Origin of the sequence: Streptomyces sp. DT190 (genome assembly GCF_049846985.1) — a bacterium.
Classification (GTDB): Bacteria; Actinomycetota; Actinomycetes; order Streptomycetales; family Streptomycetaceae; genus Streptomyces.
Window position 1 is genome coordinate 288,869 of the sequence record NZ_JBNCNM010000003.1, and the last position, 26,036, is coordinate 314,904.

Sequence of the window (26,036 nt, forward strand, 5' to 3'; positions counted from 1 at the left end):
GACGGCCGCGAAGCGGCCCGTGACCCATCCCGGGCACCGCGAACGGACGCCCCGGACCCTCCTCGGCCCCCGTCGGGGACACATCCCGGGCACGGCGAACGGACGCCAGGGGCCACTCCCCTCGAACCCACCGCCAGGCACACATCCCGGCACCGCGAACGGATGTCCGGGACCCTTCTCGAACCCGCCGCCGAGGACCCATCCCAGGCACCACGAACGGACGCCCCGGACCCTCCTCGACCCCCGTCGGGGACACATCCCGGGCACCGTGCACGCGCGTCCGGGGCCCTGGCCAACCCATCGCGCGCGACCCCGCGCCCGCGGGTTCGCTACCGCCGCAGCGCCCCCGACCGCCGCAGGCGTCGTACGGCCGCGCGGATGTCCGGGCCGCGTGGCTGCCTGGCGTCACTCGGGACCGGGTCGGGCATGGCGGCGTCGCGTGCCCAGACGGCGAGTTCCCGGTCCAGCGGGCCGTGCGCGGTGTAGGCCACCGCGTGTTCCGCGTCCGGGGCGCGGTCGCCGAACACGCGCACCGGGTGCGTGCCGTCCCAGCGTTCCCAGCCCGGGTCGCCCTCCGTCGCGAAGCGCACCCAGGCGGAGTGCATGGCGTCGGCGAGTTCCCGGGGCGCGCCCTCGCCGGCGAGTCTGCGGGACTCGGGCACCTCACCCGTGTCGAAGACGAAGCCCAGTTCCAGCCCGTGGCAGGCGCCGAGGCCGGGGAGGCCGGAGGGCCAGGCGAACTCGTAGACGTACGACGCTGCCGCACGGGCGTCGGCCAGCCGGTGCAGCGGGACACGCAGCAGGTGGTCGGTGACGAGCCGGCCGACCAGGTCCGCCGTGCCGGCCTCGGGGTGCAGGGCGCGGTAGCCCCGCGGGACCTCGCTGCCGCAGCGGCAGCGGGCCATGGCACCGGCCAGCGCGACGGCGCCGAGGCGGTCGACGCGTTCCATGAGGCCGCCCGGGACCAGCCAGAGCCGGTGTTCGTCGCGGGTCCAGCCCATCAGCAGGTCCACACCGGGGGCCGCGCCCCCGGCGAGGGCGTCCAGCGGGTCGCGCGGGACGACGTCGCCGTCGACGACGATGCCGAAGGCGGGTCCGCCGAGGACCGGGCTGCTGAGCCGGCCTACCTCGGCCTGGGTGCGCAGCAGCAGGCCGCGGTCGACGGCGGCGAAGGCCTCGGCGGTGGCCGGGATCCTCAGCCGGGACGCCATCCGGCGCACCATACGGCGGACCTTGGCCCGCTCCGCCGCCTCGGGCGGACCGCTCTGCAGGACGGCCCGGCGGACCAGGCCCCGGGTCTGCGGGGCGGCGAGGAGCGCGCCGACGCTGATGGCCCCGGCGGACTGGCCGCAGAGGGTGATGCGGCCCGGGTCGCCGCCGAACGCCTCGATGGTCTCGTGGACCCAGGTCAGGGCGGCGATCTGGTCGCGCAGGCCCGGGTTGGGGGGCGTGTCGGGGAACAGGCCGTAGCCCTCGACGCCCAGGCGGTAGTTGACGGACACGCAGACCACGCCGTCCCGGGCGAAGGCGTGGCCGTCGTACACCGGGACGGCGGAGGAGCCCCTGGTCAGGGCGCCGCCGTGGAACCAGACCAGGACGGGGAGGCGGGCCGCGGGATCGGGGGTCCAGACGTTGAGGTTGAGGACGTCGTCGCCGGGGATGACGGGGTCGGACAGGTAGCGGGCGAAGGCGTCGGAGTACGGGGGTTTGGGCGGGGTGGGGCCGAAGGCGCCGGCGTCGCGGACGCCGTCCCAGGGCGGGAGGGGCACGGGCGGGCGGAAGCGGCGCGGGCCGAAGGGGGGTGCCGCGTAGGGGATGCCGCGGAAGACCGCGACACCGCGCTCGCGTCTGCCCCGGAGGGCTCCGTGGGCCGTGCTCACCACGGGGTCCGCCTGGTCTGCCGTCATACGTCCACCAGCCTCCTCACCGCGCTCGTGCACCGTGAAGATCAGAGCACCCCAGCATGGCCCGGTATTCCGGTGCGGGGGCGGTGGGGAGGGCTGTTCGGCCTACCTGCCGCACCGGCGCATCCGGCCGGTCCGTACGCCGGAGTGAGCACATTGCTCCGGGTTTCGAAAGTTCTGACCGGCGCGAACCCGTGAATTCACCCGTCTTCCCGCCGTCCTGCGCCACACCTACAGTAGGAAGCGCTTTCTGTACCGCCGGAGCCGAACCGCGGCGGGCAGCACTGGTCGAAACTTTCCACGGCCCGGGGCGGGCCGGAGAGGCGGGGTTCCCGATGGCGCGTACGGCGAGTGCGAGCGCGGCGGCCGGTCCGACGCTGGCGGTCGTGGCCCGCGAGGCGGGGGTCTCGGTGCCGACCGCCTCGAAGGTGGTCAACGGCCGGGAGGACGTCGCGCCCGAGACCCGCCGCCGCGTCACCGAGGCGCTCGACCGGCTCGGTTACGTGCGCAGACCCCGCTTCGACGCGGCGAAGGCGCCCCGGCTCGTCGACCTGGTCGTGCACTCGCTGGAGAGCTCCTGGTCGGGCGCCGTGCTGCACGGGGCGGAGGAGGCGGCGCACGACGCGGGCCTGGAGGTCGTGGTGTCGGCCGCGCTGACCCGCTCCCGGGCCGGACGCCCCGAGCGGGGCTGGCTGGACAAGCTGGTCGCGCGGGGCTCCTCCGGAGTGCTGTTCAACCTGGCCGAGTTGAGCGCCTCGCAGTACGCCTGGCTGGAGCAGCACCGCATCCCCTTCGTGATGATCGACCCGGTGCAGGAGCCCCCGGAGGGCGTGGTGTCGGTGGGGGCGGCGAACTGGCAGGGCGGTCTGACGGCCACCGAGCACCTGCTCGCCCTGGGGCACGAGCGGATCGCCGTGGTCGCGGGGTCCCGGCGCACGATGTGCAACAGCGCTCGGGTCGCCGGCTACCGCTCGGCGCTCGCGTCGGCCGGGATCCGGCAGCGCCCCGAGTACGTCCGGTACGCCGGCTTCGACGAGGCCCGGGCCCGCCGCCGCATGCTGGAGCTCCTCGACCTGCCCGAACCGCCGACGGCCGTGTTCGTCTGCTCCGACGGAATGGCCCTGGGGGTCTACGAGGCCCTCGGCGCACGGGGGTTGAGGGTTCCGGACGACATGAGCGTGGTCGGCTTCGACGACCTGCCCGAGGCGCGCTGGGCCTCCCCGGCGCTGACCACGGTCCGCCAGCCGCTGTCGGAGATGGCCGCGACGGCCCTGAGGTCGCTGCTGCGCATGATGGACGGGCACCGGCCGGAGAGCACCCGCACGGAGTTGTCGACCCGGCTGGTGCGACGGGCGAGCACGGCGGCGCCCCGCGCGTAGCCGGCGGCCGCCGGGCCGGCCGCGTGACGCCCGGGCATGGAAGGCGTGCGTCCCCGCCCGGAGCGACGCCGCGGGCCGCCCCGGGGGCGGTGGAAGCGCGGCCGTGGGCGTGGAACGCGCCCCCACCGGAAGGAGTTGACGGGAGGAGTGGAGGGCACGCCGCGTCCGCTACCGCGAGAAGCCGGCAGGCCGGGCGGAATGCCCGCGCGGTCGCGCGGAGTTGGCAGGTGGGACAGGGCCGTCGCACGCGGCGGCCGTATCCCGGGAAAGGACCCTCCGGTCATGACGCGCGACCAGCGCACGATCACCAATCCGGCCACGCTCCACGACCCCACCCCGTTCGGTTACAGCCACGCCGTGTCGGCCCCCGGCGAGACCGTCTTCATCGGGGGCCAGTACGCCTCCGACGCCACCGGCGCGCCCGTGCCGGGGGACTTCGCCGCCCAGGTGGACCTGGCCTTCGACCGGCTGCGGTCGGCGCTGGAGGGCGTGGGGCTGGGCTACGAACACGTGGTCCGGCTCGGCACGTTCATCGTCGACCACGACCTCGGCAAGCTGGAGGTCCTCGGCAAGGCGCTGCACGCCCGCTTCGGCGACCGGCTCCCGGCGCAGACCCTGAGCGGGGTGGCCTCGCTGGCCCTGCCGGGGATGCTGTTCGAGGTCGACGCGGTGGCGGTCCGCCCGGCGGTGCCGGACGCGAGCTGAGCGTCGCCCCCGGCCCCACCCCACTCCCGGCCCGACCCCGCTCCGGCCCCCGGCCGCCCCTCGCTTCCGCTCCCGGCGCACTCGGCGGCGGCCGAGGTCGCCCGGGCGGTGGTCGCACACCCCCTGCACGCGCCGCGCGCCCGTCGTGAGGGGGAACTGGCCGGAACCCGTCGGCGTCGAACGATGCGGCGGGGAGGGGCCGGTGCCCGGGGGCGACGCCCGTGCCGCCGGCCCCCAGCGGTGCGGCCGTCACCATCGCGGGGGCCCGATTGCGCATGCTCATGCGGTCTTCCTTTCCGAGCCGCCGTCCCCCGGCGGGTCTCCCCTGGGGCGGCTCGTGTCGTCTGGCACGGCACAGCCTCACGGTCCGCGGTCGGCCGCGGCGGGCCTCCCAGGCGTCCACGGGCCGCCCAGGGACGGTTCACGCGCCGGGCGGCGGCGTCCCGGCCGGGTATGGGTCGTCCGGGCCCGGCGTGGGACGGGGCCGGGCCGGGCCGCCCGGCACACCCCGGGCCCCTGCCGTGGGAACGCCCTCAGGGCAGGGGCCGTGCGGCCGCCCAGGAGATGCCGCCCAGCAGGTGCGCCCGGAAGGCCGGGTCCGCGTAGGCCTCCGGGGCGTGACCGAGGGCGGTGTAGAAGACCCGGCCCGCGCCGTGGTCGCGGCACCAGGCCAGCGGGTGGTCCTCACCCATGCCGCCGCCCTCGTAGGAGGACTCGTCGGCGCTCACCAGGACGCGGGCCGTGCCGCGCGGGTTGGTGCGGAAGTCGTACCACTCGTCGGTGAAGTCCCAGACGGCGGGCAGGTGCCGGGTCGCCGGATGGTCGTGGTCCTCGACGACGGCCCGGCCCGGCTGAAGGCGGGGGTGCCGGTCGAACCACGTGCCCAGCAGCGTGCCGTAGTAGGGCCAGCCGTACTCCGTGCAGGCCGCCGCGTGCACCCCGACGAAGCCGCCGCCCGAATCCACGTACGCGGCGAGCCGCTGACGGCCGGCCGGGGTGAGGATGTCGCCGCTGGTGGAGAGGAAGACGACGGCCGCGTAGCCGTCCAGGGGCTGTTCCAGGGCCGCCGGGTCCTCGGTGGCGTGGACCTCGAAGTCGCCGAGGGTGCGCAGGGCGGCGACACCGGCGGGGATGGAGTCGTGCCGGTATCCGGTGGTGCGGGTATGGACGAGCAGTCGTGGCGCCATGACACAGAACCTAGGAGATCGGGGAGGCCGGCGGAGCGCTCGGACGCCGGAAGGTACCGCCTCCGCGTCACGGCGGAACTCCTCGTCGCTCGTCCCCGGCTGCCGGCGCAGCGTGAACACCACTTCGCGGCCGGGCCCATCGGCGAGGACCCGCATCGGATGGTGCACGGTCCGCCCCGGGGGCAGCGTGACGTCGTGGTCCAGGTCGCCGAGGTCGTTCCGTGGCGCGAAGTCCACGGTGATCCGTAGACGCTCGGGTGCCGCGATGTCGTCCGTGTCGTGGTCGTCGTGGCGGCGACGCTACGGGGCCGGCCGAGGGCCGTCCTGAACGGATCGGACAGGCGGCCCGGACGGGTGCGGCCGGTGTCCGTTTCCTTCAAGACCGGCCGTCGCGGTCCTGCCTACGGTGGGGCCATGACCGCACGATTCGATGCCATCGGCCTGGTCGTCTCCGACATGGCCGCCTCCGTCGCCTTCTACCGCCGGCTCGGGTTCGCCTTCCCGGAGGACGCCGGGCACCAGCCGCACACCGAGGCCGGGCTGCCCGGCGGGCTGCGGCTGATGCTCGACACCGAGGAGACGGTCCGCTCCTTCCTGCCCGCGTGGCGGCCCCCCGCGGGCGGCGGCCGGACCTCGCTGGCCCTCAGGTGCGACGGGCCGGACGAGGTGGACGCGCTGTACGCGGAGCTGACCGGCGCCGGGTACCACGGGGAGCTCAAGCCCTGGGACGCCTTCTGGGGGCAGCGGTACGCCGTGGTCCACGACCCCGACGGCAACGGGGTGGACCTGTTCGCGCCGCTGGACGCCGCGGCCGAGTAGCACGCTCAGCGGCAGGCCCGTCAACTCCCGTACGTCGCGGGAGAGATGGGCCTGATCGGCGTAACCGGCCCGGGCGGCCGTCTCCGCGAAAGGTGTGCCGGACCGGGCCAGTGCGAGGGCCCTGCGCAGCCGGAGGATGCGGGCCAGGGTCTTGGGTCCGTAGCCGAAGGCCGCCAGGGAGCGGCGGTGCAACCGGCGTGCCCCGACGCCGAGTTCGTCGGCGGTGGCGGCGACCGAGCGGCCCGCGTCGAGGGCGGCGACGACCCGCCGCAGCAGCGGGTCCGGCGGGTCAGCGTCGGCCGCCCGCCGCAGCGCCAGTTCCTCCAGGCCGCTCACCGGGTCGGGGGCCGCGTGCACCCGGGCGGCCAGTCTCCGCACCTCGGCCGCCGGCCACAGGTCCGCGAGCTCCACCCGGCGGTCGCGCAGTTCGTGGGCGGGGACGCCGAGGAGCGCCGGTGCCGTGCCCGGCGGGAAGCGGATGCCCGACCAGGGGCCGCCCGCGCCGTCCGTGTGGTGGGCCCGGGTGTCGGGCCCGGCGACCAGCAGCCTTCCGTCGTGCCAGAGCAGGTCCATGCACCCGTCCGGCAGTACCCGCCCGGTCCCGGACCGCTCCGGGGCGTTGGTCCACACGACCGCCCCGGCGAGCCGCGACGCCCGCTCCGCATACACGTCTGCCAGGCTACGCCGCCGACACGCCCTCAGGGGCGCGGAGATCTGCGCGACCAGCCACAGCGCACCCGGCACGGCCACCGCTCTGCACCGGCCGCAGCACACACCCACCCAGGGCCCGCCCATCCATCAGCCCCCTGCTCCGCAGACGCCTCAGGGGCGCGGGGAACTGCGCGAACAACCACAACGCACCCGCACCCGCACCGCCCACCACCAGCACCCCACACGCCGGCCGCCGGCCGCCGGATCCCGCTGTCCGTCCCTACCCCACCCGCCCCCGGTACTCCGCCGGACTCACCCCGTACACCCGCTTGAACGCCGTGGACAGGGCGAAGGCGCTGCCGTAGCCCACCCTGCGGGCCACCGCGTCGAGGGTGTCGTCGGAGTCGCGCAGGCGGTCGGCGGCCAGGGCCAGGCGCCAGCCGGTGAGGTACGCCATCGGCGGTTGCCCGACCAGCGCCGTGAAGCGGCGGGCCAGCGCGGCCCGGGACACCCCGGCCTTGGCGGCGAGCGCGGCGACCGTCCACGGGTGGGCCGGGTCGTCCTGGAGCAGCCGCAGCACCCCGCCGACGACCGGGTCGGCCAGCGCCCGGTACCAGGCCGGCGCCGCCGCCTCCGGGCGGGCGAACCAGGCCCGCAGCGCGGCGATGACCAGCAGGTCGAGCAGGCGGTCCAGGACGACCTCCTGGCCGGGCTCGTCCCGCACGATCTCCGCGCAGGCGTACGGCGTGAGCGGGCAGTCCCACACCTCGGGCGTCAGGGTGAGCAGCGGCGGCAGGGCGTCCAGCAGCCGCCCGCCGATCTCGCCCCGCATCGGGTACGAGCCGATCAGCAGGACGGTGGCGCCGTCGGGCCGGTCGCCCCAGGTGCGCACGCCGAGGTCCATGGAGCCGTTGAGGGGCCGCCCGTCCGGGTGGTGGCACTCCTGGCCGGGCAGGATCAGCGCCTGCGGTGCCGTACCGGGGGCGTCGGCGCAGGTGTAGGGGTCGGGGCCGCGGGCGATGGCGAGGTCGCCGGCACGCAGCCGGGTGGCGGCGCCCCGGTCGGGCAGCACCCAGGCCTCGCCGCGCACGGCGAGCATCACGGTGAGCGACGCCCGGTCCTCCACCCGGACCGCCCAGGGCGGGTCGAAGCACGCCCTGATCATGAACGCGCCCCGTGCCCGGGGGCCTTCGAGCAGGCCTGCGAGAGCGTCCATACGGCCAGCGTAGACGCGGGCGTATGGGAATGAGCCGTTCGGCGATGGTTCCGTCCGCCGTACGGCAGTTGACTCGACGGCATGACGAACACGACGCGGGACACGCAGGAGACGGCGGGGGGCGTGCGGGAGATGACGCTGGTGGTGACGGGCGCCTCGGGACGGACGGGCAGCCGGGTGGCGCGGGCCGCCGAGGCGGCGGGGCTGACCGTGCGGGCGGTGTCACGGGCCACCGGTTTCGACTGGTGGTCCGCTTCCACCTGGGCGGACGCCCTGCGCGGCGCCGACGCGGCCTACCTCGCCCTGCCCTCGGACGTCGGGGCGCCGGGCGCCGCCGAGGCGGTCGGGGAACTCGCCCGGGAGGCGGTCCGGCTCGGGACGCGGCGGCTGGTGCTGCTGTCGGCGCGGGGCGAGGACCAGGCCCTGCCCACGGAGGAGGCGCTGCGCGCCAGCGGCGCGGACTGGACGGTCGTACGGGCGGCGTGGTTCGCGCAGAACTTCAGCGAGGGACCGCTGGTGGCGGAGCTGCGCGAGCGGGGCGAGCTGGTGTTCCCGGCCGGCGCGGTGCGCGAGCCGTTCCTCGACGTCCGGGACATCGCGGACGTGGTGGTGGCCGCGCTGACGGCCGGCGACCGGTACACGGGACGGACCCTCACCCTCTCCGGGGGGCGGCTGCTGACCTTCGGGGAGGCGGTCGCGGAGATCGCCGCGGCGACGGGGCGGCCGCTGACGTACCGCGCGGTCCCGACGCGGGACTACGGGGAGGCGCTGGCCGCTTTCGGGGTGCCGCCGCAGGAGGTCGCGGCCCTGACCGAGATCTTCGGCACCCTCCTGGACGGCCGCAACGCGCACCTCTCGGACGGGGTGCGGCAGGTGCTGGGCCGGGCGCCCCGGGAGTTCTCGGACTTCGTGCGGGAGGAGGCGGCGGCCGGTACCTGGAAGGCCTGAGCTGCGCCGCCTGAAAGGCGTGAGCGCGGCACCTGGAGGGCCTGAGCGGCCGCCCGTCACTTCCCGGCGGGCGGCTGCCCCTCCCCGTTGCCGTGGCCGTTCTTGGCGTGCGCGGACCTCACCTGCGTGCGCAGCCGGGCCGTGACGTCCTCCGGGGGCAGGAAGCGGGACCAGCGCTCGGGGAACTCGGACGGCATGTCGGGGTCGGCCTCGCCCCGGGCGGCGGCGCGCGCCACGTACTCGGCGACCTGCGCCTGCCGCAGCCGTTCGTTGGCCTCGCGGGCCGCGGCCGTCGCGGCGGCCGGCCAGACCCGGTCGATCGCGGCGTTCACCGCGGCCCCGACGAGCACGGCGAACGCGGACACGCCGATCCACAGCAGCACGGCGACCGCGGCGGCGAGCGAGCCGTAGATGGTGGCGCCCTCGACGGTGTTCTGCAGGTAGATCCGCAGCAGGAAGCTGCCCAGCACCCACATGCCGAGGGCGACCAGCGCGCCCGGCACGTCCTCGATCCACGGGGAGCGCACCGGCACGGACACGTGGTAGAGCGTGGTGAGGAAGGCGATCGACAGCAGTATCACCACCGGCCAGTACAGGACCTGCACCACCGTCGTCGACCAGGGCAGGATGTCCACCATCGCGTCCGGGCCCGCCACCATCAGCGGCAGCGCGACCGAGCCGATCAGCAGGGCGACGATGAACAGCAGGAAGGCCAGCAGGCGGGTCTTGACGATGCCCCGGACGCCGTCCAGGCCGTACATCACGGTGATGGTGTCGATGAAGACGTTCACCGCGCGGGAGCCCGACCACAGCGCGATCAGGAAGCCGAGGGAGATGACGTCGACCCGGCCGCCCTTCATCACGTCGTGCAGGATCGGCTCGGCGATCTCGCGCACGCCGCGGTCGGACAGCACCGTGCGCGAGGCCTCCAGCAGGTTGGTGCGCAGGCTCTGGATGGTGTCGGCGCCGGTCCAGGCGTCGACGTAGCCGAGCAGCCCGATCATGCTCAGCAGCAGCGGGGGCACCGACAGCAGCGTGAAGAACGCGGCCTCCGCGGCGAGGCCCAGGATGCGGTACTCGATGCAGGAGTTGACGGTGTCCTTGAGCAACAGCCAGGCGGTCCTGCGCTTGGAGACGTTCCGGTAGAGGGCCCGCGCCCGGTGGAGGCGCCCGGAGGGCGTGTCGGGGGTTTCACTTGCTGGCTGCACCCCCTAACGGTATCCGTCGGGCCCGGCCCCACTCACCCACAGGCCGGGTCTTGGCGGACCGGGCCGGGTCCGCTGGTGACCGAGGTGCTACCGCGGGGTACTTTCGCACCATGGCAGGCAGCACGCACCTCGTGACGAACCAGGTCCCGCCGCTGGTCGGGTACGACGTCTTCTCCTCGGACCGGGCCCTGGCCGCCGCGGTCGAACGGCACCTGGAACCGGAGCTGCGCGAGGAGGTGCTCGGGGAGCTGTCGGCCCTCGGGCGGACCTCCGGCTCGGCCCAGGTGCAGGAGTGGGGTGCGCAGGCGAACGAGAACCCGCCGCGGCTGCGCACCCACGACCGGTACGGCCACCGGATCGACGAGGTGGAGTTCCACCCGGCCTGGCACCGGCTGCTCGGCAAGGGCGTCTCGGCCGGTCTGACCGCGGCCTGGGGACGGCCGGCGGGGCACGTGCGGCGGGCCGCCGCCTTCGTGGTGTGGACGCAGGTCGAGGCCGGCAACGGCTGCCCGCTGTCGATGACGCACGCGGCCGTGCCCGCCCTGCGCGCGGACCCGGACCTGGCCGCCGAGTGGGAGCCGCGGCTGACGTCCATGGTCTACGACCGTGAGCTGCGGCCCGCGCACCTCAAGGCCGGGGCGCTGTTCGGGATGGCCATGACGGAGAAGCAGGGCGGCAGCGACGTCCGGGCGAACACCACCTCCGCGCGGCCGCTCGCACAGGCCGGGACGTACGAGCTGACCGGGCACAAGTGGTTCTGCTCGGCGCCGATGTCGGACGGTTTCCTGGTGCTGGCGCAGGCCCCGGAGGGGCTGACGTGCTTCCTGGTGCCGCGGGTGCTGCCGGACGGCTCGCGCAACGTGTTCCGGATCCAGCGGCTCAAGGACAAACTCGGCAACCGGTCGAACGCCTCGGCGGAGGTCGAGTTCGACGGGACGTGGGCGCGGCGGGTCGGCGAGGAGGGGCGCGGGGTGCGCACCATCATCGAGATGGTCGCGGCCACCCGCCTCGACTGCGTGCTGGGCTCGGCCGGGCTGATGCGGCAGGCGGTGGCGCAGGCCGTGCACCACGGCGCCCACCGCGAGGCCTTCGGCGGGAAGCTCGTCGACAAGCCGCTGATGCGCAACGTCCTGGCCGATCTCGCCGTCGAGTCGGAGGCGGCGACGACGCTGGCACTGCGGCTCGCGGCGGCCTGCGACGACGGCGGCGAGCAGGAGCGGGCCCTGCTGCGGATCGCGGTGCCGGCCGCCAAGTACTGGGTGACCAAGCGGTGCCCGGCGGTCGCGGTGGAGGCGGCGGAGTGCCTGGGCGGCAACGGGTACGTGGAGGAGTCCGGGATGCCGCGGCTGGTGCGCGAGTCGCCGCTGAACTCGATTTGGGAGGGCGCGGGCAACGTGCAGGCGCTCGACGTGCTGCGGGCGCTGCGGCGGGAGCCGGGGGTGTTCGACGCCTATCTGCGGGAGGTCGGCAAGGCGCGCGGCGCCGATCACCGGCTGGACGGGGCCATCAAGAACCTGCTGACCGAACTGGCCGACCTGGAGGGCGCGGAGGGCCGGGCGCGGCGCCTGACGGAACGGCTCGCACTGGTGCTCCAGGGTTCGCTGCTGGTCCGTTTCGCGCCGCCGCAGGTCGCCGACGCGTTCTGCGCGGCGCGGCTGGGCGGCGACGGGGGCGCGGCCTTCGGGACGCTGCCGCACACGCTCGACCTGGCGTCGGTGGTGGAGCGGGCCCGGCCGGAGCACGACCCGGCGCCCTGACCCGCGGACCCGGGAAGCGGGGGTGGTGCTGCGCCGACACGGCACCACCCCCGCCGCACTGGCCCGTTCGAGCCACTGAACGCCGCTCGGGACGGCGCGGCTCAAGTTTCGGACAGGGCCGGGCCGTCCACCAGGGTTGCAGGGGGTTGCAACTTGCTGGTGACTGTGTGCGGACTGTGCGCACGCCCACGGCGGCAGACGGCACTATGAGACAGACGGTCAAACATGCAACTTCAGGGGGCGCTCGCGTATGGACGTCACGCACCTGGCCGCTGTGGACACCTCGCGTGCGGCCCGGGTCCTCAGCGAGGTCCGTTCCGCCCGGCTGTCCGGGCGGCCCGCTCCCGTGGCGCCGCGGCCCGTGATCGAGCAGTCCTGGGAGCGCATGCTGCGCAGCGGTGTCGATCCGGAGCGTGACGTCCGGGCGGATCCGCTGTCCCGCGAGGAGCTGCAGCGGCGGCGCGAGACGTCGGCGCTGCGCCATGTGCTGCCGGTGCTGCGGCAGGGCCTGCTGGCGGCGGCGGACGTCGCCCACCACATCATGGTCGTGGCCGACGCGGACGGCCGGGTGCTGTGGCGCGAGGGCAGCCCGCCGGTGCTGCGCCGGGCGGACGGGCTCGGCTTCGAACTGGGCGCCGACTGGCGGGAAAGCGTCGTCGGCACCAACGGCCTGGGCACTCCGGCCGTGGTGCGCCGGCCGGTGCAGGTCTTCGCCTCCGAGCACTTCGTGCGCTCCCAGGCCCACTGGACGTGCGCGGGCGCTCCGCTGACCGATCCGCGCGACGGCCGGCTGCTGGGCGTGGTGGACGTCAGCGGGCCGCTGGAGACGATGCATCCGGCCACGCTGTCCTGGGTCGACTCGGTGGCCAAGCTGGCCGAGGCCCGGCTGCGGGAGATGCACCTGGAGTCGCTGGAGCGGTTGCGGGCGGTGGCGGCGCCGGTGCTGGCCCGGCTCGGCGGACGTGCCCTGGTCGTCGACGCGGACGGCTGGACGGCCGCGGTGAGCGGGATGCCGTACACCCGGCGCGTGGGCCTGCCCAAGTCGCTGTCGGCGGGCCTGCGGTGGATGCCGGCGCTCGGGCTGTGCGCGGTGGAGCCGCTGGCCGGGGGCTGGCTGCTGCGGGCGGCGGCGGACGAGCCGGTGCCGCGCGGCGGGACCAGGATCGTGCTGGACCTCAGACAACCGCGCCGCTGGTCGGTGGAGGTGGCCGGCGGGGCGGGCTCCTGGACGAGGGAGCTGAGTCCGCGCCACGCCGAACTGCTGTACCTCCTCGCGGTGCACCGCTCCGGCCGCAGCGCCTCGGGCCTGGCGGCGGACGTGTTCGGCGACCCGGACCGCACGGTGACGGTGCGTGCCGAGATGTCCCGGGTGCGGCGGTATCTGGGGACGTTCCTGGAGCACCGGCCGTACCGGTTCGCCGAGGACGCGGAGGTCGAGGTGCTGCTGCCGGACGACCCCGCCGACCTGCTGCCGCACTCATCGGCACCGGCGGTGGCGCGCCTCCGGCCGTCCACGGCGACGCCGTGAGGCCCGCGCGGCGGCGTCTTGAGAGTCTCCCCCGTGCCCTCCGAGGCTTCCGTGATGCCGTCCGAGGCTTCTGTGGTGGCGTCCGAGGCTTCCGTGGTGGCGTCCGAGGCTTCCGTGGTGGCGCCCTGAGAATCACGCAGCGTGGCGTCCGGCCCGCCCCGAGGGTGCGTCTTTCGCATATTTGCGGCATCTTCGTCCGCCACCCCCTCCCCCTGCCGTAGCATCCCTGTACGGACCACCCCACCTGCTCCTCCGTCAACGTACGGACCACAGGGCGCAGTTGGTCCGTCTCGGGAGGACGGTATGAAGCATCGCGGCAGACACCGGCGGCGCAGGCGGGGCAGGGCGCTGCGCGCGACCCTGGCAGGGACGGCCCTCGCGCTCACCGCCGCCGCCACCGTGATCAGCGCCTCGCAGGCCACCGTCGCCGACGACCCGGGCGCCCTGCGGCCGGTCGCGGTGTCCGCCGGGGCGGGGCTGCTGCCGCTGGCCGAGCAGCGGACGCCCGGGCGGTGGCTGGACCGGCTGACGGACCGGATGGGCCGGCCCGTCGGCGTCGGCGCGGTGCTCCGGGACGCCGACCTCCCGCTGCGGAACGCGGCGGACTGCGCGAGCTCCGACCGGCGCGGCCTGCCGGTCGAACCGGCGGCGACGCGCGCCTACTGCTTCGGCGCCTCCGACACCCGCGGCTGGCGGCCCGGCGCGGTCACCACCTCGGGCGACGCCGACGACGACGGCCGCTGGGCCGGGGACCGCGTGATCCTGTCCGGCTGGAGCCGCGGCGGCGCCGGGGGCGGTTCCCTCGACGGCCCGGACCCGGAGCGGGGCCTGGCCAAGGTCGCCTTCGTCGACGCGAACGACCCGGCCCGGCTGCGCTACACCTGGGCCCTGCTGGCCGTCCCGGTGGACGGCGGGCGGGACTACCGGGGCCTGGTCTCCCCGCTGTCCGGCATGGTCTGGTACCAGGACAAGCTGCTGGTGACGACCCGTGAGGGCGACCGGGACGCGCTGTACGTGTACGACCTCGACCGCATCCTGCGCGCCACCGTCGACGCCGACGCGGTGGGCCGGGTGCCGGGTGGCTGGTCGGCGCACGGCTCCCGCTACGTGCTGCCCGCCGTCGGCTCCTACACCCTGCCCGGCGGCGACGACGTGCCGCGCCCGGCCTCCGTGTCCCTGGACCGCAGCACGGTGCCGGACAGCCTGGTGGCCGGCGAGTGGGTGCCGGCGGACGGGGACCGGCCGACCCGGCTGTGGCGCTACGCCCTCAGCCGCGACCCGGCCCGCTCCGGTCTGCTCGCCACCGGCTCGGCCGGGCGCGCCGAGCCCGTCGAGGCGTACGAGACGAAGACGGCCGATGTGCGCGGGGTGCTGGCGTACCGCTCGGCCTGGTACCTGGACCGGGCGGCCGGCTCCCCCGGCGGGCACGGGACGCTGTGGCGCCAGGACGCGGACGGGGCCCGGGTGACGGAGTGCGGGACGGACGGGACGCGGCACTGCTGGAGCGGGTGGTCGGGATCGCTGTCCTACTGGGAGGAGACCGGTGAGGTGTGGTCGCAGTCCGGGCGGATGCTGTTCGCGCTGCCGCTGACCTCCGTCGACCGGGCACTGGGCCGATCGACAGACGAGTAGGCCGGATGGTTTTCTGGCCCGCATGACGACCATCGCCGTGACCACCTGGTCCCTGGAGCAGACCGCGCCGACCGATCTGCTGCCGTCCGCAGCGCCGGAGGGCGACGTGCGGATCGTCCGCTCCGAGGTGCCCTCCCCCGAGTTCAGCCGTTTCCTGTACGCCTCGGTGGGCGGCGACATCCGCTGGACCGACCGGCTGAGCTGGTCGTACGCCCGCTGGCAGGAGCACCTGCAGCGGCCGGGTGTGGAGACGTGGGTGGCCTACGACCGGGGCACGCCCGCCGGGTACGTGGAGCTGGAGGCGCAGGACGACGCGGTCGTGGAGATCGTCTACTTCGGGCTGCTGCCCGCCTTCCGCGGCCGGCGCATCGGCGGCCACCTGCTGTCCTACGGCACCGCCCGGGCCTGGGACCTGGCCGACCGCTGGGCGGGACTGGCCCCGACGAAGCGGGTCTGGCTGCACACCTGCAGCAAGGACGGGGAGCACGCGATGGACAACTACCAGCGCCGCGGCTTCAAGCTGTTCGACACCAAGGTCGAGGAGGAACCGGAGGTCACCGCTCCGGGACCGTGGCCTGGAGCTTTCCCTGCCTGAACTGGACGGACACCTCCCCTCCGAACGATGTGACCAAGGACACCCTTGTCTCGTAAGGCGAGACAAGGGTGTCCGCATTTTGGACAAAGCTGGACTGTGTCCAGATCGCCATGACACGCTTCCGTCATGTCTGGAACTGGAATCGCCTTGGTGAGTCGACGGCACGTCGACCTCGGCCGCATGTCCAGCGCCATCTGTCCGGCGCACTGAGAGCACTCAGCACGCGCCCGGCATCCCCTTTTCTCGTCTCGTTCCTGCGCAATGACGCGCACGTATGCCCATGCGCCCGCGCGCGCAGGTCAGAGCCGCATTTCCGCCTGTCCCGAAGGACGTATCAACCATGGCCGCCACCCCGCAGAAGCCTGCCGCCGCGACTCCCCGCCGCAAGGTGAGCCGTCACCGCGGTGAGGGCCAGTGGGCCGCGGGGCACTTCACCCCGCTGAACGGCAACGAGCAGTTCAAGAAGGACGACGACGGTCTCAATGTGCGGACACGCATTGAGACGATCTACTCCAAGCGCGGCTTCGACTCGATCGACCCGAACGACCTGCGCGGCCGGATGCGCTGGTGGGGTCTGTACACCCAGCGCAAGCCCGGGATCGACGGCGGCAAGACGGCCGTCCTGGAGCCGGAGGAGCTGGACGACGAGTACTTCATGCTGCGGGTCCGCATCGACGGCGGGGCGCTGACCACCCGCCAGCTGCGGGTCATCGGCGAGGTCTCGCAGGAGTTCGCGCGCGGGACGGCCGACATCACCGACCGGCAGAACGTGCAGTACCACTGGATCCGGATCGAGGACGTGCCCGAGATCTGGAACCGGCTGGAGGGCGTGGGCCTGTCCACCGTCACCGCCTGCGGCGACACCCCGCGCGTCATGATCGGCTCCCCGGTGGCGGGCATCGCCGAGGACGAGATCATCGACGCCACCCCGGCGCTGGAGGAGATGAAGCGCCGGGTCCTGAACAACCCGGCGTACTCGAACCTCCCCCGGAAGTTCAAGACGGCCATCTCGGGCTCGCCGCTGCTGGACGTGGTGCACGAGATCAACGACGTCGCGTTCGTCGGCGTCCGCCACCCCGAGCACGGCCCGGGCTTCGACGTGTGGGTCGGCGGCGGCCTGTCCACCAACCCCAAGCTGGGCGTGCGGCTGGGCACCTGGGTGTCGATCGACGACGTCCCGGACGTCTACGAGGGCGTCATCTCGATCTTCCGCGACTACGGCTACCGCCGGCTGCGCAACCGCGCCCGCCTGAAGTTCCTCGTCGCCGACTGGGGCGCGGAGAAGTTCCGCCAGGTGCTGGAGGACGAGTACCTCGGGCGCAAGCTCACCGACGGGCCCGCCCCGGAGCAGCCGTCGCAGCAGTGGCGCGACCACATCGGGGTGCACCGGCAGAAGGACGGCCGCTTCTACGTCGGCTTCGCCCCGCGCGTGGGACGCGTCGACGGTGCGACGCTGACGAAGATCGCCGACCTCGCCGAGGCCCACGGCTCGGGCCGGGTGCGCACCACCGTCGAGCAGAAGATGATCGTCCTCGACGTCGAGGAGGACAAGGTCGACTCGCTCGTGGAGGGCCTGGAGGCGCTCGACCTGACCGCCCGGCCGTCCTCGTTCCGGCGCGGCACCATGGCCTGCACCGGCATCGAGTTCTGCAAGCTGGCCATCGTCGAGACCAAGCAGCGCGGCGCGCAGCTCATCGACGAACTGGAGCGCCGTCTGCCGGAGTTCGACGAGCCGCTCACCATCAACCTCAACGGCTGCCCGAACGCCTGCGCCCGTATCCAGGTCGCGGACATCGGTCTCAAGGGGCAGCTGGTCCTCAACGACCGGGGCGAGCAGGTCGAGGGCTACCAGGTGCATCTGGGCGGCGCGCTGGGCCTGGAGGCCGGGTTCGGCCGCAAGGTACGCGGTCTGAAGGTCACCTCCGACGAACTGCCGGACTACATCGAGCGCGTGCTCAAGCGGTTCCAGGCGGAGCGCGAGGACGGCGAGCGGTTCGCCGCGTGGGCCTCGCGGGCCGGCGAGGAGGCCCTGTCGTGAGCGAGCGGATGGCCCCGTTCTACTGCCCGTACTGCGGGGACGAGGACCTGCGGCCGAGCGAGGAGGGGCACGGCGCGTGGGAATGCGCGGCGTGCAGCCGGGCCTTTCAGCTGAAGTTCCTGGGGCTGCTGTCCCAGGGGCTGAAGCGATCCGACTCCGGAGGGGCACAGATATGACGACCACTCAGGAAGAACGCACCGCCGAGGAACTGAAGGCGCTCGCCGAGCAGGCGGGCCGCGACCTGGAGGACGCCTCCGCGCTGGAGATCCTCCAGTGGGCGGCCGAGACGTTCGGCAAGCGCTTCTGCGTCACCTCGTCCATGGAGGACGCGGTGGTCGCCCACCTCGCCTCCCGCGCGATGCCCGGCGTCGACGTCGTCTTCCTCGACACCGGCTACCACTTCGAGGAGACCATCGGCACCCGCGACGCGGTCGACGCCGTGATGGACGTCAACGTCATCACGCTCACCCCCCGTCGGACGGTCGCCGAGCAGGACGCCGAGTACGGCCCGAGGCTGCACGACCGCGACCCCGACCTGTGCTGCAAGCTGCGCAAGGTGCAGCCGCTGGAAGAGGGGCTCAAGGGATACCGGGCCTGGGCGACCGGCCTGCGCCGCGACGAGTCCCCGACGCGCGCGAACACCCCCGTGGTCGGCTGGGACGAGAAGCGGCAGAAGGTCAAGATCTCGCCGATCGCCCGCTGGACCCAGGACGACGTGGACGCCTACGTCACCGAGCACGGCGTACTGACGAACCCGCTGCTGATGGACGGCTACGCCTCCGTCGGCTGCGCCCCCTGCACCCGCCGGGTCCTGGAGGGCGAGGACGCCCGGGCGGGACGCTGGGCGGGCCGGGCCAAGACCGAGTGCGGGCTGCACGGATGACGACGCCTCAGACGATTCAGGAGACCGACGTGACGACCGGAGCCACCGTCTGGCTCACGGGTCTGCCGAGTGCGGGCAAGACCACCATCGCCCACGAACTGGCCGGCCGGCTGCGCGAGCAGGGCCACCGGGTCGAGGTGCTCGACGGTGACGAGATCCGCGAGTTCCTCTCGGCGGGCCTCGGCTTCACCCGCGAGGACCGGCACACCAACGTGCAGCGCATCGGCTTCGTCGCCGAACTGCTCGCCCGCAACGGCGTGCTGGCGCTCGTCCCGGTGATCGCGCCGTACCAGGACAGCCGCGAGGCGGTACGCAAGCGCCACCAGGCGAACGGCACGGCGTACGTCGAGGTGCACGTGGCGACCCCGGTCGAGGTGTGCAGCGAGCGGGACGTGAAGGGCCTGTACGCCAAGCAGGCCGCGGGTGAGCTCACCGGGCTCACCGGCGTCGACGACCCGTACGAGGAGCCCGCCTCGCCCGATCTGCGGATCGAGTCGCAGCACCAGACCGTGCAGGAGTCCGCGGCGTCGGTGTACGCCCTGCTGACCGAAAGGGGACTGGCATGACGACGACCGTCGCCACCGTGTCCGAGGAGACCGGCAGCCCGTACGCGCTGTCGCACCTCGACGCCCTCGAGTCCGAGGCGGTGCACATCTTCCGCGAGGTGGCGGGCGAGTTCGAGCGGCCGGTGATCCTGTTCTCCGGCGGCAAGGACTCCATCGTCATGCTGCACCTGGCGCTGAAGGCGTTCCGCCCGGCGGCGGTGCCGTTCTCGCTGCTGCACGTCGACACCGGGCACAACTTCCCCGAGGTACTCGACTACCGCGACCGCACGGTGGCGAAGCACGGGCTGCGGCTGCACGTCGCCTCCGTGCAGGACTACATCGACCGCGGGGTGCTCAAGGAGCGCCCGGACGGCACCCGCAACCCGCTGCAGACGCTGCCGCTGACCGAGAAGATCCAGGCGGAGAGGTTCGACGCCGTCTTCGGCGGCGGGCGCCGCGACGAGGAGAAGGCCCGGGCCAAGGAACGGGTGTTCTCGCTGCGCGACGAGTTCTCCCAGTGGGACCCGCGCCGCCAGCGCCCCGAGCTGTGGAACCTGTACAACGGCCGCCACGCGCCCGGCGAGCACGTGCGGGTCTTCCCGCTGTCCAACTGGACCGAGCTGGACGTGTGGCAGTACATCGCCCGCGAGGGCATCGAGCTGCCGGAGATCTACTACGCGCACGAGCGCGAGGTGTTCCGGCGCGCCGGCATGTGGCTGACCGCCGGCGAGTGGGGCGGTCCCAAGGACGGCGAGACCGTCGAGAAGCGGCTGGTGCGCTACCGGACCGTCGGTGACATGTCCTGCACGGGCGCGGTGGACTCCGACGCCGACACGATCGAGAAGGTGATCGTGGAGATCGCCGCCTCCCGGCTCACCGAGCGCGGCGCCACCCGCGCCGACGACAAGATGTCCGAGGCCGCGATGGAAGACCGCAAGCGCGAGGGGTACTTCTAGAGATGAGCACGATCACGACCGAGGAGCTCTCGGCCACCACCCTGCTGCGGTTCGCCACCGCCGGTTCCGTCGACGACGGCAAGTCCACCCTGGTGGGCCGGCTGCTGCACGACTCCAAGTCGGTCCTCACCGACCAGCTGGAGGCCGTGGAGCGCGCCTCCGCGAGCCGGGGCCAGGACGCGCCGGACCTCGCGCTGCTGACGGACGGTCTGCGGGCCGAGCGGGAGCAGGGCATCACCATCGACGTGGCGTACCGCTACTTCGCCACGCCCCGGCGCCGGTTCATCCTCGCCGACACCCCCGGGCACGTGCAGTACACGCGGAACATGGTCACCGGCGCCTCCACGGCCGAGCTGACGGTGATCCTGGTCGACGCCCGCAACGGCGTCGTCGAGCAGACCCGCCGGCACGCCGCCATCGCCGCCCTGCTGCGCGTGCCGCACGCGGTCCTCGCGGTCAACAAGATGGACCTCGTCGGCTACGAGGAGAAGGTGTTCGCGGCCATCGCCGAGGAGTTCACGGCGTACGCGACCGAGCTGGGCGTCCCCGAGGTCACGGCGATCCCGATCTCCGCGCTCGTCGGCGACAACGTGGTGGAGCCGTCCTCCCACATGGACTGGTACGGCGGCCCGACCGTGCTGGAGCACCTGGAGACGGTGCCGGTCAGCCACGACCTGAGCCACTGCCACGCCCGGCTGCCCGTGCAGTACGTGATCCGGCCGCAGAGCGCGGACCACCCCGACTACCGGGGGTACGCCGGCCAGATCGCGGCCGGTTCCTTCCACGTCGGCGAGCAGGTCACCGTGCTGCCGTCGGGCCGCTCCACGAAGATCTCCGGCATCGACCTGCTGGGCGAGCCGGTCGACGTCGCCTGGACCACCCAGTCGGTGACCCTCCTGCTGGAGGACGACATCGACATCTCGCGCGGCGACCTGATCGTGCCCAGCAAGGACGCGCCGCCCACCACCCAGGACATCGAGGCGACCGTCTGCCACGTCGCGGACGCCGCCCTGACCGTCGGGCACCGGGTGCTGCTCAAGCACGGCACGCGCACGGTCAAGGCCATCGTCAAGGACATCCCGTCCCGGCTCACGCTCAACGACCTGTCGCTGCACCCGCATCCGGGACAGCTCGTCGCCAACGACATCGGCCGGGTCAAGATCCGCACCGCCGAGCCGCTGCCGGTCGACTCCTACGCCGACTCGCGGCGCACCGGCTCGTTCATCCTGATCGACCCGAACGACGGCACGACCCTGACCGCGGGCATGGTCGGCGAGTCCTTCGCCGCCCCGGAGCCGGTCAAGAACGAGTCCGACGACGACGGGTGGGACTTCTGACATGAGCTCCCCCGACTTCTACTCCATGTTCGCCAAGGAGGGCGGCCGCGTCGGCAGCGGTGCGCTCGGCAGCGGGCAGGGCGGAGTGGCGCGATGTGTGCGCTGACGTACGCGCACTGCCCGCGCGCCCGCACCCCCCACCGCCGTAGACGAAAACCTGCCGACCTCCCGGCCACGACCTGAAAGACCGTGACCGCCGGGCCAACGAGAGGACCACCTCCCGTGCCTGCTTCATCCGCTGTGCGCCGCGGCCTCGCGGTCGTCGCCGCACTGCCCCTGCTCACGCTCGCCGCCTGCGGCTACGGTTCCCAGGCCGAGGACGACGGCGCCGCCAAGGTCGCCGCCGGGGCCGAGAGGATCGACGGGCTCGACTCCGTGAAGATCGGCTACTTCGGCAACCTGACCCACGGCACCGCGCTGGTGGGCATGGAGAAGGGCTTCTTCCAGAAGGAGCTCGGTGCCACCAAGGTCGTGCCGGCCGTCTTCAACGCCGGCCCCTCGGAGATCGAGGCGCTCAACTCCGGTTCCATCGACATCGGCTGGATCGGCCCCTCCCCCGCCATCAACGGCTACACCAAGTCCGGCGGCAAGAACCTGCGCATCATCGGCGGTTCGGCGTCCGGCGGGGTGAAGCTGGTGGTGAACCCGGACAGGATCAAGTCGCTGAAGGACGTCAAGGGCAAGCGGATCGCGACTCCGCAGCTGGGCAACACGCAGGACGTGGCGTTCCTCAACTGGGCCGCCGAGCAGGGCTGGAAGGTCGACCCGCAGAGCGGCAAGGGCGACGTCACGGTCGTCCGCAGCGACAACAAGGTCACCCCGGACGCCTTCAAGGCCGGGTCGGTCGACGGCGCGTGGGTGCCGGAGCCGACCGCGTCGAAGCTGGTCGCCGAGGGCGGCAAGGAGCTGCTCGACGAGGCGACGCTGTGGCCGGACGAGAAGTTCGTGATCACGAACATCATCGTGCGGCAGGAGTTCCTGAGGAAGCACCCGAAGGTCGTCGAGGCCGTGCTCAAGGGCTCGGTGGCGACCAACAAGTGGATCAACGCCAACCCGGACGCGGCCAAGGAGGCGGCGAACACACTCCTGGAGAAGGAGACCGGCAAGGCGCTGCCCGCCGAGGTGCTGGACCCGGCGTGGAAGTCGATCCGGTTCACCGACGACCCGCTGGCCTCCACCCTCAGCACCGAGGCGGAGCACGCCGTGAAGGCCGGGCTGCTGGAGAAGCCGAACCTGAAGGGCATCTACGACCTCGCGCCGCTGAACCAGGTCCTCGAGGCCGAGGGCGAGCCCACGGTCGACGACGCCGGTCTCGGCGCCGAGTAAGCCCGCAACCCGACCCGTTCCCAGGAGGTGACGACCATGGCCACGACCCTCGCCAAGGCCGCCGACGGCACCGAGGCGGCCACGCACGCCGCCCGGATCGAGCACGTCTCGAAGTCGTTCGCGGGCCCCGCCGGGCAGCAGCTCGTCCTGGACGACATCACACTCGATGTCGCGCCCGGCGAGTTCGTCACCCTGCTGGGGGCCTCGGGCTGCGGCAAGTCCACGCTGCTCAACCTGGTGGCCGGTCTGGACCGGCCCAGCGCCGGTGAGATCACCACGGACGGCCGCCCGGCGCTGATGTTCCAGGAGCACGCGCTGTTCCCGTGGCTGACCGCGGGCAAGAACATCGAACTCGCCCTGAAGCTGCGGGGCGTGCCGAAGACCGAGCGCCGCGACCGGGCGGAGGAGCTGCTCGAACTCGTCCGGCTCAAGGGCGCCCACGGCAAGCGGGTGCACGAGCTGTCGGGCGGGATGCGCCAGCGGGTCGCGCTGGCCCGGGCGCTCGCCCAGGAGAGCCGGCTGCTGCTGATGGACGAGCCGTTCGCGGCGCTGGACGCCATCACCCGGGACGTGCTGCACGACGAGCTGACCCGCATCTGGCGCGAGACGCAGCTGTCGGTCCTGTTCGTCACGCACAACGTGCGCGAGGCGGTCCGGCTCGCCCAGCGCGTGGTGCTGCTGTCCTCCCGCCCCGGGCGCATCGCGCGCGAGTGGACGGTGGGCATCCCGCATCCGCGCCGCATCGAGGACACCGCCGTGGCGGAACTGTCCGTCGAGATCACCGAAGAACTGCGTGGGGAGATCCGCCGCCATGGCCAGCACTGATTCGACGACCGTCGCCAAGGACGGCAGCGATCTCGCCGGTCTGGAGGCGGGGCTCGACGCCCTGGAGACGCGGCAGACGGGCCGCACGCCGTTCCGGCAGACCTTCACCGAGAAGATCCTGCCGCCCGTCCTCGCCGTCGCGCTGGTGCTGGCGGTCTGGCAGGCCCTCGTCTCGTTCCGGATCGTCGACGACCCGACGAAGCTGCCCTCGCCCGGGGCCGTGTGGGACGTCGTCCACACGGCGTGGCTCAAGGGCGAGCTGCTCGGCTACATCTGGACCAGCGTCTCGCGCGGCCTGCTCGGCTTCTGCTTCGCGCTGGCGATCGGCACGCCGCTGGGTCTGCTCGTCGCCCGGGTGAAGTTCGTCCGCGCGGCGATCGGCCCCATCCTGTCGGGCCTGCAGTCCCTGCCGTCGGTCGCCTGGGTGCCGCCCGCGGTGATCTGGCTGGGTCTGAACAACTCGATGATGTACGCGGTGATCCTGCTCGGCGCGGTCCCGTCGATCGCCAACGGCCTGGTGTCGGGCGTCGACCAGGTGCCGCCGCTGTTCCTGCGCGCGGGCCGCACGCTCGGTGCGACGGGCCTGAAGGGCACCTGGCACATCGTGCTGCCGGCCGCCCTGCCCGGTTACGTGGCGGGCCTGAAGCAGGGCTGGGCCTTCTCCTGGCGTTCGCTGATGGCCGCCGAGATCATCGCGTCCTTCCCCGACCTCGGCGTCGGCCTCGGCCAGTTGCTGGAGAACGGCCGCAACGCCAGCGACATGGCCATGGTCTTCGAGGCGATCCTGCTCATCCTGATCGTCGGCATCGCGATCGACCTGCTGATCTTCAGCCCGCTGGAGCGGTGGGTGCTGCGCAGCCGCGGCCTGCTGGTGAAGAGCTGAGTCCCATGACGCACACGCCCGTTCTCCTCGTCATCGCCCACGGCAGCCGCGACCCGCGGCACGCCGCGACGGTGCACGCCCTGGTGCGCCGGGTGCGCGCGCTGCGCCCCGACGTCCGCGTGGAGACCGGGTTCCTGGACTTCAACGTGCCGTCCGTGCAGGGCGTGCTGGAGTCCCTGGCGGTGCAGGGCGTGCGGGACGTGGTCGCCCTGCCGCTCCTGCTCACCCGCGCCTTCCACGCCAAGGCCGACATCCCGGCGGTCCTGGCGGACGCGCCCTCGCGGCTGCGCATCCGCCAGGCGGAGGTCCTGGGCCCCTCGCCGCTGCTGCTGGCGGCCCTGGAGCGGCGTCTGTACGAGGCGGGTCTGACGCCCGGCGACAAGTCCTCGACCGGGGTCGTGCTGGCCTCGGCGGGGTCCACCGACCCGGAGGCGATCGCAGTGATCGCAGAGATCGCGCGGGAGTGGCGGCACACCGGTTGGTGCGCCGTGCGGCCTGCGTTCGCCTCCGCATCCCTGCCGCGCACGGAGGACGCCGTCCGCGAACTGCGCGCCCTCGGCTGTTCCCGCGTCGCCGTCGCCCCCTACGTACTGGCCCCCGGCTTCCTCCCCGACCGCATCGCCCGGGGCGCTGCGGAGGCAGACGTCCTGGCGGACGTCCTCGGTGCGGCGCCGGAGGTGGCGCGGGTGGTGCTGGAACGGTACGAGGCGGCCCGGGTGCCGGCGCTGGCGGCCCCGCTGAGCGCCTGAGCTCCGGCCGGCCTCACGCGGGCTACGGTGCCGGTTCCGGCTGCAGCGCGAAGGAGTACGGGGCCCAGGGGCCGGTGACCTCCACGCGCAGGCCGGGGATGCCGCGCGCGGCCGCCAGGACGCCCGTGCGGAACGCGTCGACGCGGTCCCGGGGGACGAGGTAGGCGTCGTTGCCCATGTTGGTGCCGGGCGCGGAGCCGGCCAGGCTGCCGCGTTCGGGGGTGTGGGCGACGCGGTCGACGGCGAGGCTCCCGGCGGTCTCGGTGAGGCGGGCGGCGGCCTGGGCGACGGTGCGCCAGGCCTCCTCGTTCCTGCGGTGTCTGCGGCGGCGGATGGCCAGGTAGGCGCGTCCCACGCCGAGGCCGGTGACGGTGTCCGGGCCCGGGTCCCGGACGGCCTCCGGCGGGGTGATGTCCGGGGTGGCGTAGATCTTGACGCCGAGTTCGACGTGGCCGGTGAGGCGGTCCAGCAGGGACAGGAAGTAGGCGCGGCGGGTGTCGAGGGCCTCGCGGGCGCGGGCCTCGTCGCGGTAGACGGTGGCGAGGCGCAGGGGCAGCACGGCGGCGCCGGAGGCGACCAGGGCGGCGACCACCGCGTGGTGGGAGCGGACCGTGGACTCCATCCAGTCCAGGTCGTCGAGGTGGGCCCGCAGCGGGGCGTCGTCGTAGTCGGCGGGCGGGACGCGGCCGACGGCGAGGGCCAGGGGTCCGGTGGCGGTCGCGGGGTCGACCAGGTGGATGGGTTCTCCGGCGACGCCGCGCAGGTGTGCGGCCGCCGCGATGGCCTCGGGGGTGCGGCGCAGGACCGCGTAGGCGTAGACGAGCTGGGTGTCGGTCATGGGTCCGGGCTCCTGTCGCTGGCCGTGCGCTTCCTCTCGCGAGACTCCGTTCTCGTGCCGTCCGTCCGACCGTAGGTACGGCGGTGGCGGCCGAGGTGTTCACGCGAGCGGCGACCCGGCCGGCCCG

24 protein-coding genes and 1 pseudogene are annotated in these 26,036 nt (G+C 73.7%); 19 read left to right on the forward strand and 6 right to left on the reverse strand.

The window, feature by feature from the left end:
- Window positions 1-329 precede the first annotated feature (329 nt).
- Window positions 330-1,907: a carboxylesterase/lipase family protein gene (locus ACPXCS_RS08125; RefSeq protein WP_425944681.1), complete on the reverse strand. Its 1,578-nt coding sequence runs from the start codon at window positions 1,905-1,907 to the stop codon at window positions 330-332.
- Between the two features lie 332 nt (window positions 1,908-2,239).
- Between ACPXCS_RS08125 and ACPXCS_RS08130 the strand changes: the two genes are divergently transcribed.
- Window positions 2,240-3,283 carry a LacI family DNA-binding transcriptional regulator gene (locus ACPXCS_RS08130; RefSeq protein WP_425944682.1) on the forward strand — a complete coding sequence of 348 codons (1,044 nt, stop codon included), beginning with the start codon at window positions 2,240-2,242 and terminating at the stop codon, window positions 3,281-3,283.
- A gap of 282 nt (window positions 3,284-3,565) precedes the next feature.
- Complete coding sequence (locus ACPXCS_RS08135; RefSeq protein WP_425944683.1) at window positions 3,566-3,988, forward strand: RidA family protein; 423 nt, start codon at window positions 3,566-3,568, stop codon at window positions 3,986-3,988.
- Window positions 3,989-4,521: 533 nt separating this feature from the next.
- On the opposite strand, the gene ACPXCS_RS08140 is transcribed toward ACPXCS_RS08135, so the two are convergent.
- The gene (locus ACPXCS_RS08140; protein ID WP_425944964.1) at window positions 4,522-5,175 is read right to left on the reverse strand and encodes a ThuA domain-containing protein; all 654 of its coding nucleotides are present in this window, start codon (window positions 5,173-5,175) and stop codon (window positions 4,522-4,524) included.
- A 414-nt stretch (window positions 5,176-5,589) separates the two neighbouring features.
- On the opposite strand from ACPXCS_RS08140, the gene ACPXCS_RS08145 reads away from it, so the two are divergent.
- Window positions 5,590-5,994: a VOC family protein gene (locus tag ACPXCS_RS08145; RefSeq protein WP_425944684.1), complete on the forward strand. Its 405-nt coding sequence runs from the start codon at window positions 5,590-5,592 to the stop codon at window positions 5,992-5,994.
- Here ACPXCS_RS08145 and ACPXCS_RS08150 read toward each other — a convergent pair.
- Window positions 5,983-6,663 (reverse strand): annotated as a pseudogene (locus ACPXCS_RS08150) (helix-turn-helix domain-containing protein); the annotation flags it as partial. The gene ACPXCS_RS08145 and the pseudogene ACPXCS_RS08150 overlap by 12 nt on opposite strands.
- Window positions 6,664-6,925: 262 nt before the next feature.
- Window positions 6,926-7,861, reverse strand: a complete 936-nt coding sequence (locus tag ACPXCS_RS08155) for an AraC family transcriptional regulator (protein ID WP_425944685.1) — start codon at window positions 7,859-7,861, stop codon at window positions 6,926-6,928.
- A gap of 81 nt (window positions 7,862-7,942) precedes the next feature.
- Between ACPXCS_RS08155 and ACPXCS_RS08160 the strand changes: the two genes are divergently transcribed.
- Window positions 7,943-8,809: an NmrA family NAD(P)-binding protein gene (locus ACPXCS_RS08160; RefSeq protein ID WP_425944686.1), complete on the forward strand. Its 867-nt coding sequence runs from the start codon at window positions 7,943-7,945 to the stop codon at window positions 8,807-8,809.
- Between the two features lie 56 nt (window positions 8,810-8,865).
- Here ACPXCS_RS08160 and ACPXCS_RS08165 read toward each other — a convergent pair whose 3' ends face one another.
- Window positions 8,866-10,017, reverse strand: coding sequence for a YihY/virulence factor BrkB family protein (locus tag ACPXCS_RS08165; RefSeq protein WP_425944687.1), 1,152 nt, complete (start codon window positions 10,015-10,017; stop codon window positions 8,866-8,868).
- Window positions 10,018-10,127: 110 nt separating this feature from the next.
- On the opposite strand from ACPXCS_RS08165, the gene ACPXCS_RS08170 reads away from it, so the two are divergent.
- The 15 genes from ACPXCS_RS08170 to ACPXCS_RS08240 all read left to right on the forward strand — a co-directional run bounded on the left by ACPXCS_RS08170 (window position 10,128) and on the right by ACPXCS_RS08240 (window position 25,071).
- Window positions 10,128-11,774, forward strand: a complete 1,647-nt coding sequence (locus ACPXCS_RS08170) for an acyl-CoA dehydrogenase family protein (protein WP_425944688.1) — start codon at window positions 10,128-10,130, stop codon at window positions 11,772-11,774.
- A 250-nt stretch (window positions 11,775-12,024) separates the two neighbouring features.
- The gene (locus ACPXCS_RS08175; RefSeq protein WP_425944689.1) at window positions 12,025-13,302 is read left to right on the forward strand and encodes a GAF domain-containing protein; all 1,278 of its coding nucleotides are present in this window, start codon (window positions 12,025-12,027) and stop codon (window positions 13,300-13,302) included.
- A gap of 303 nt (window positions 13,303-13,605) precedes the next feature.
- Entirely contained in the window at window positions 13,606-14,934 is a 1,329-nt protein-coding gene (locus ACPXCS_RS08180) for a hypothetical protein (protein WP_425944690.1), read from the forward strand.
- Window positions 14,935-14,956: 22 nt separating this feature from the next.
- Complete coding sequence (locus tag ACPXCS_RS08185; protein ID WP_425944691.1) at window positions 14,957-15,529, forward strand: GNAT family N-acetyltransferase; 573 nt, start codon at window positions 14,957-14,959, stop codon at window positions 15,527-15,529.
- 126 nt (window positions 15,530-15,655) lie between these two features.
- Window positions 15,656-15,739, forward strand: coding sequence for a putative leader peptide (locus ACPXCS_RS08190; RefSeq protein ID WP_311241247.1), 84 nt, complete (start codon window positions 15,656-15,658; stop codon window positions 15,737-15,739).
- Window positions 15,740-15,869: 130 nt separating this feature from the next.
- Complete coding sequence (locus ACPXCS_RS08195; RefSeq protein WP_425944692.1) at window positions 15,870-17,567, forward strand: nitrite/sulfite reductase; 1,698 nt, start codon at window positions 15,870-15,872, stop codon at window positions 17,565-17,567.
- On the forward strand, window positions 17,564-17,743 hold the full coding sequence (locus ACPXCS_RS08200; RefSeq protein ID WP_425944693.1) for a hypothetical protein: 180 nt from the start codon (window positions 17,564-17,566) through the stop codon (window positions 17,741-17,743). The genes ACPXCS_RS08195 and ACPXCS_RS08200 overlap by 4 nt, the downstream gene beginning before the upstream one ends.
- Window positions 17,740-18,450, forward strand: coding sequence for a phosphoadenylyl-sulfate reductase (locus ACPXCS_RS08205; RefSeq protein WP_425944694.1), 711 nt, complete (start codon window positions 17,740-17,742; stop codon window positions 18,448-18,450). Before ACPXCS_RS08200 ends, ACPXCS_RS08205 begins: the two co-directional genes overlap by 4 nt.
- A 29-nt stretch (window positions 18,451-18,479) precedes the next feature.
- Entirely contained in the window at window positions 18,480-19,016 is a 537-nt protein-coding gene (gene cysC, locus ACPXCS_RS08210; RefSeq protein ID WP_425944695.1) for an adenylyl-sulfate kinase, read from the forward strand.
- On the forward strand, window positions 19,013-19,951 hold the full coding sequence (gene cysD, locus ACPXCS_RS08215) for a sulfate adenylyltransferase subunit CysD (RefSeq protein WP_392114127.1): 939 nt from the start codon (window positions 19,013-19,015) through the stop codon (window positions 19,949-19,951). The genes cysC and cysD overlap by 4 nt, the downstream gene beginning before the upstream one ends.
- A 2-nt stretch (window positions 19,952-19,953) precedes the next feature.
- A complete protein-coding gene (locus tag ACPXCS_RS08220) occupies window positions 19,954-21,288 on the forward strand; it encodes a sulfate adenylyltransferase subunit 1 (protein WP_425944696.1) in 1,335 nt (444 codons plus the stop codon).
- 222 nt (window positions 21,289-21,510) lie between these two features.
- Window positions 21,511-22,614 (forward strand): aliphatic sulfonate ABC transporter substrate-binding protein, encoded by a 1,104-nt coding sequence (locus tag ACPXCS_RS08225; RefSeq protein WP_425944697.1) that lies wholly within the window; start codon window positions 21,511-21,513, stop codon window positions 22,612-22,614.
- A 36-nt stretch (window positions 22,615-22,650) separates the two neighbouring features.
- The gene (locus ACPXCS_RS08230; protein WP_425944698.1) at window positions 22,651-23,439 is read left to right on the forward strand and encodes an ABC transporter ATP-binding protein; all 789 of its coding nucleotides are present in this window, start codon (window positions 22,651-22,653) and stop codon (window positions 23,437-23,439) included.
- Entirely contained in the window at window positions 23,426-24,322 is an 897-nt protein-coding gene (locus tag ACPXCS_RS08235) for an ABC transporter permease (RefSeq protein ID WP_425944699.1), read from the forward strand. The genes ACPXCS_RS08230 and ACPXCS_RS08235 overlap by 14 nt, the downstream gene beginning before the upstream one ends.
- 5 nt (window positions 24,323-24,327) lie before the next feature.
- A complete protein-coding gene (locus ACPXCS_RS08240) occupies window positions 24,328-25,071 on the forward strand; it encodes a sirohydrochlorin chelatase (RefSeq protein ID WP_425944700.1) in 744 nt (247 codons plus the stop codon).
- Between the two features lie 22 nt (window positions 25,072-25,093).
- Here the strand turns inward: ACPXCS_RS08240 and ACPXCS_RS08245 are convergent, their stop codons facing one another.
- Window positions 25,094-25,909, reverse strand: a complete 816-nt coding sequence (locus tag ACPXCS_RS08245) for a GvpL/GvpF family gas vesicle protein (protein ID WP_425944701.1) — start codon at window positions 25,907-25,909, stop codon at window positions 25,094-25,096.
- Window positions 25,910-26,036 lie beyond the last annotated feature (127 nt).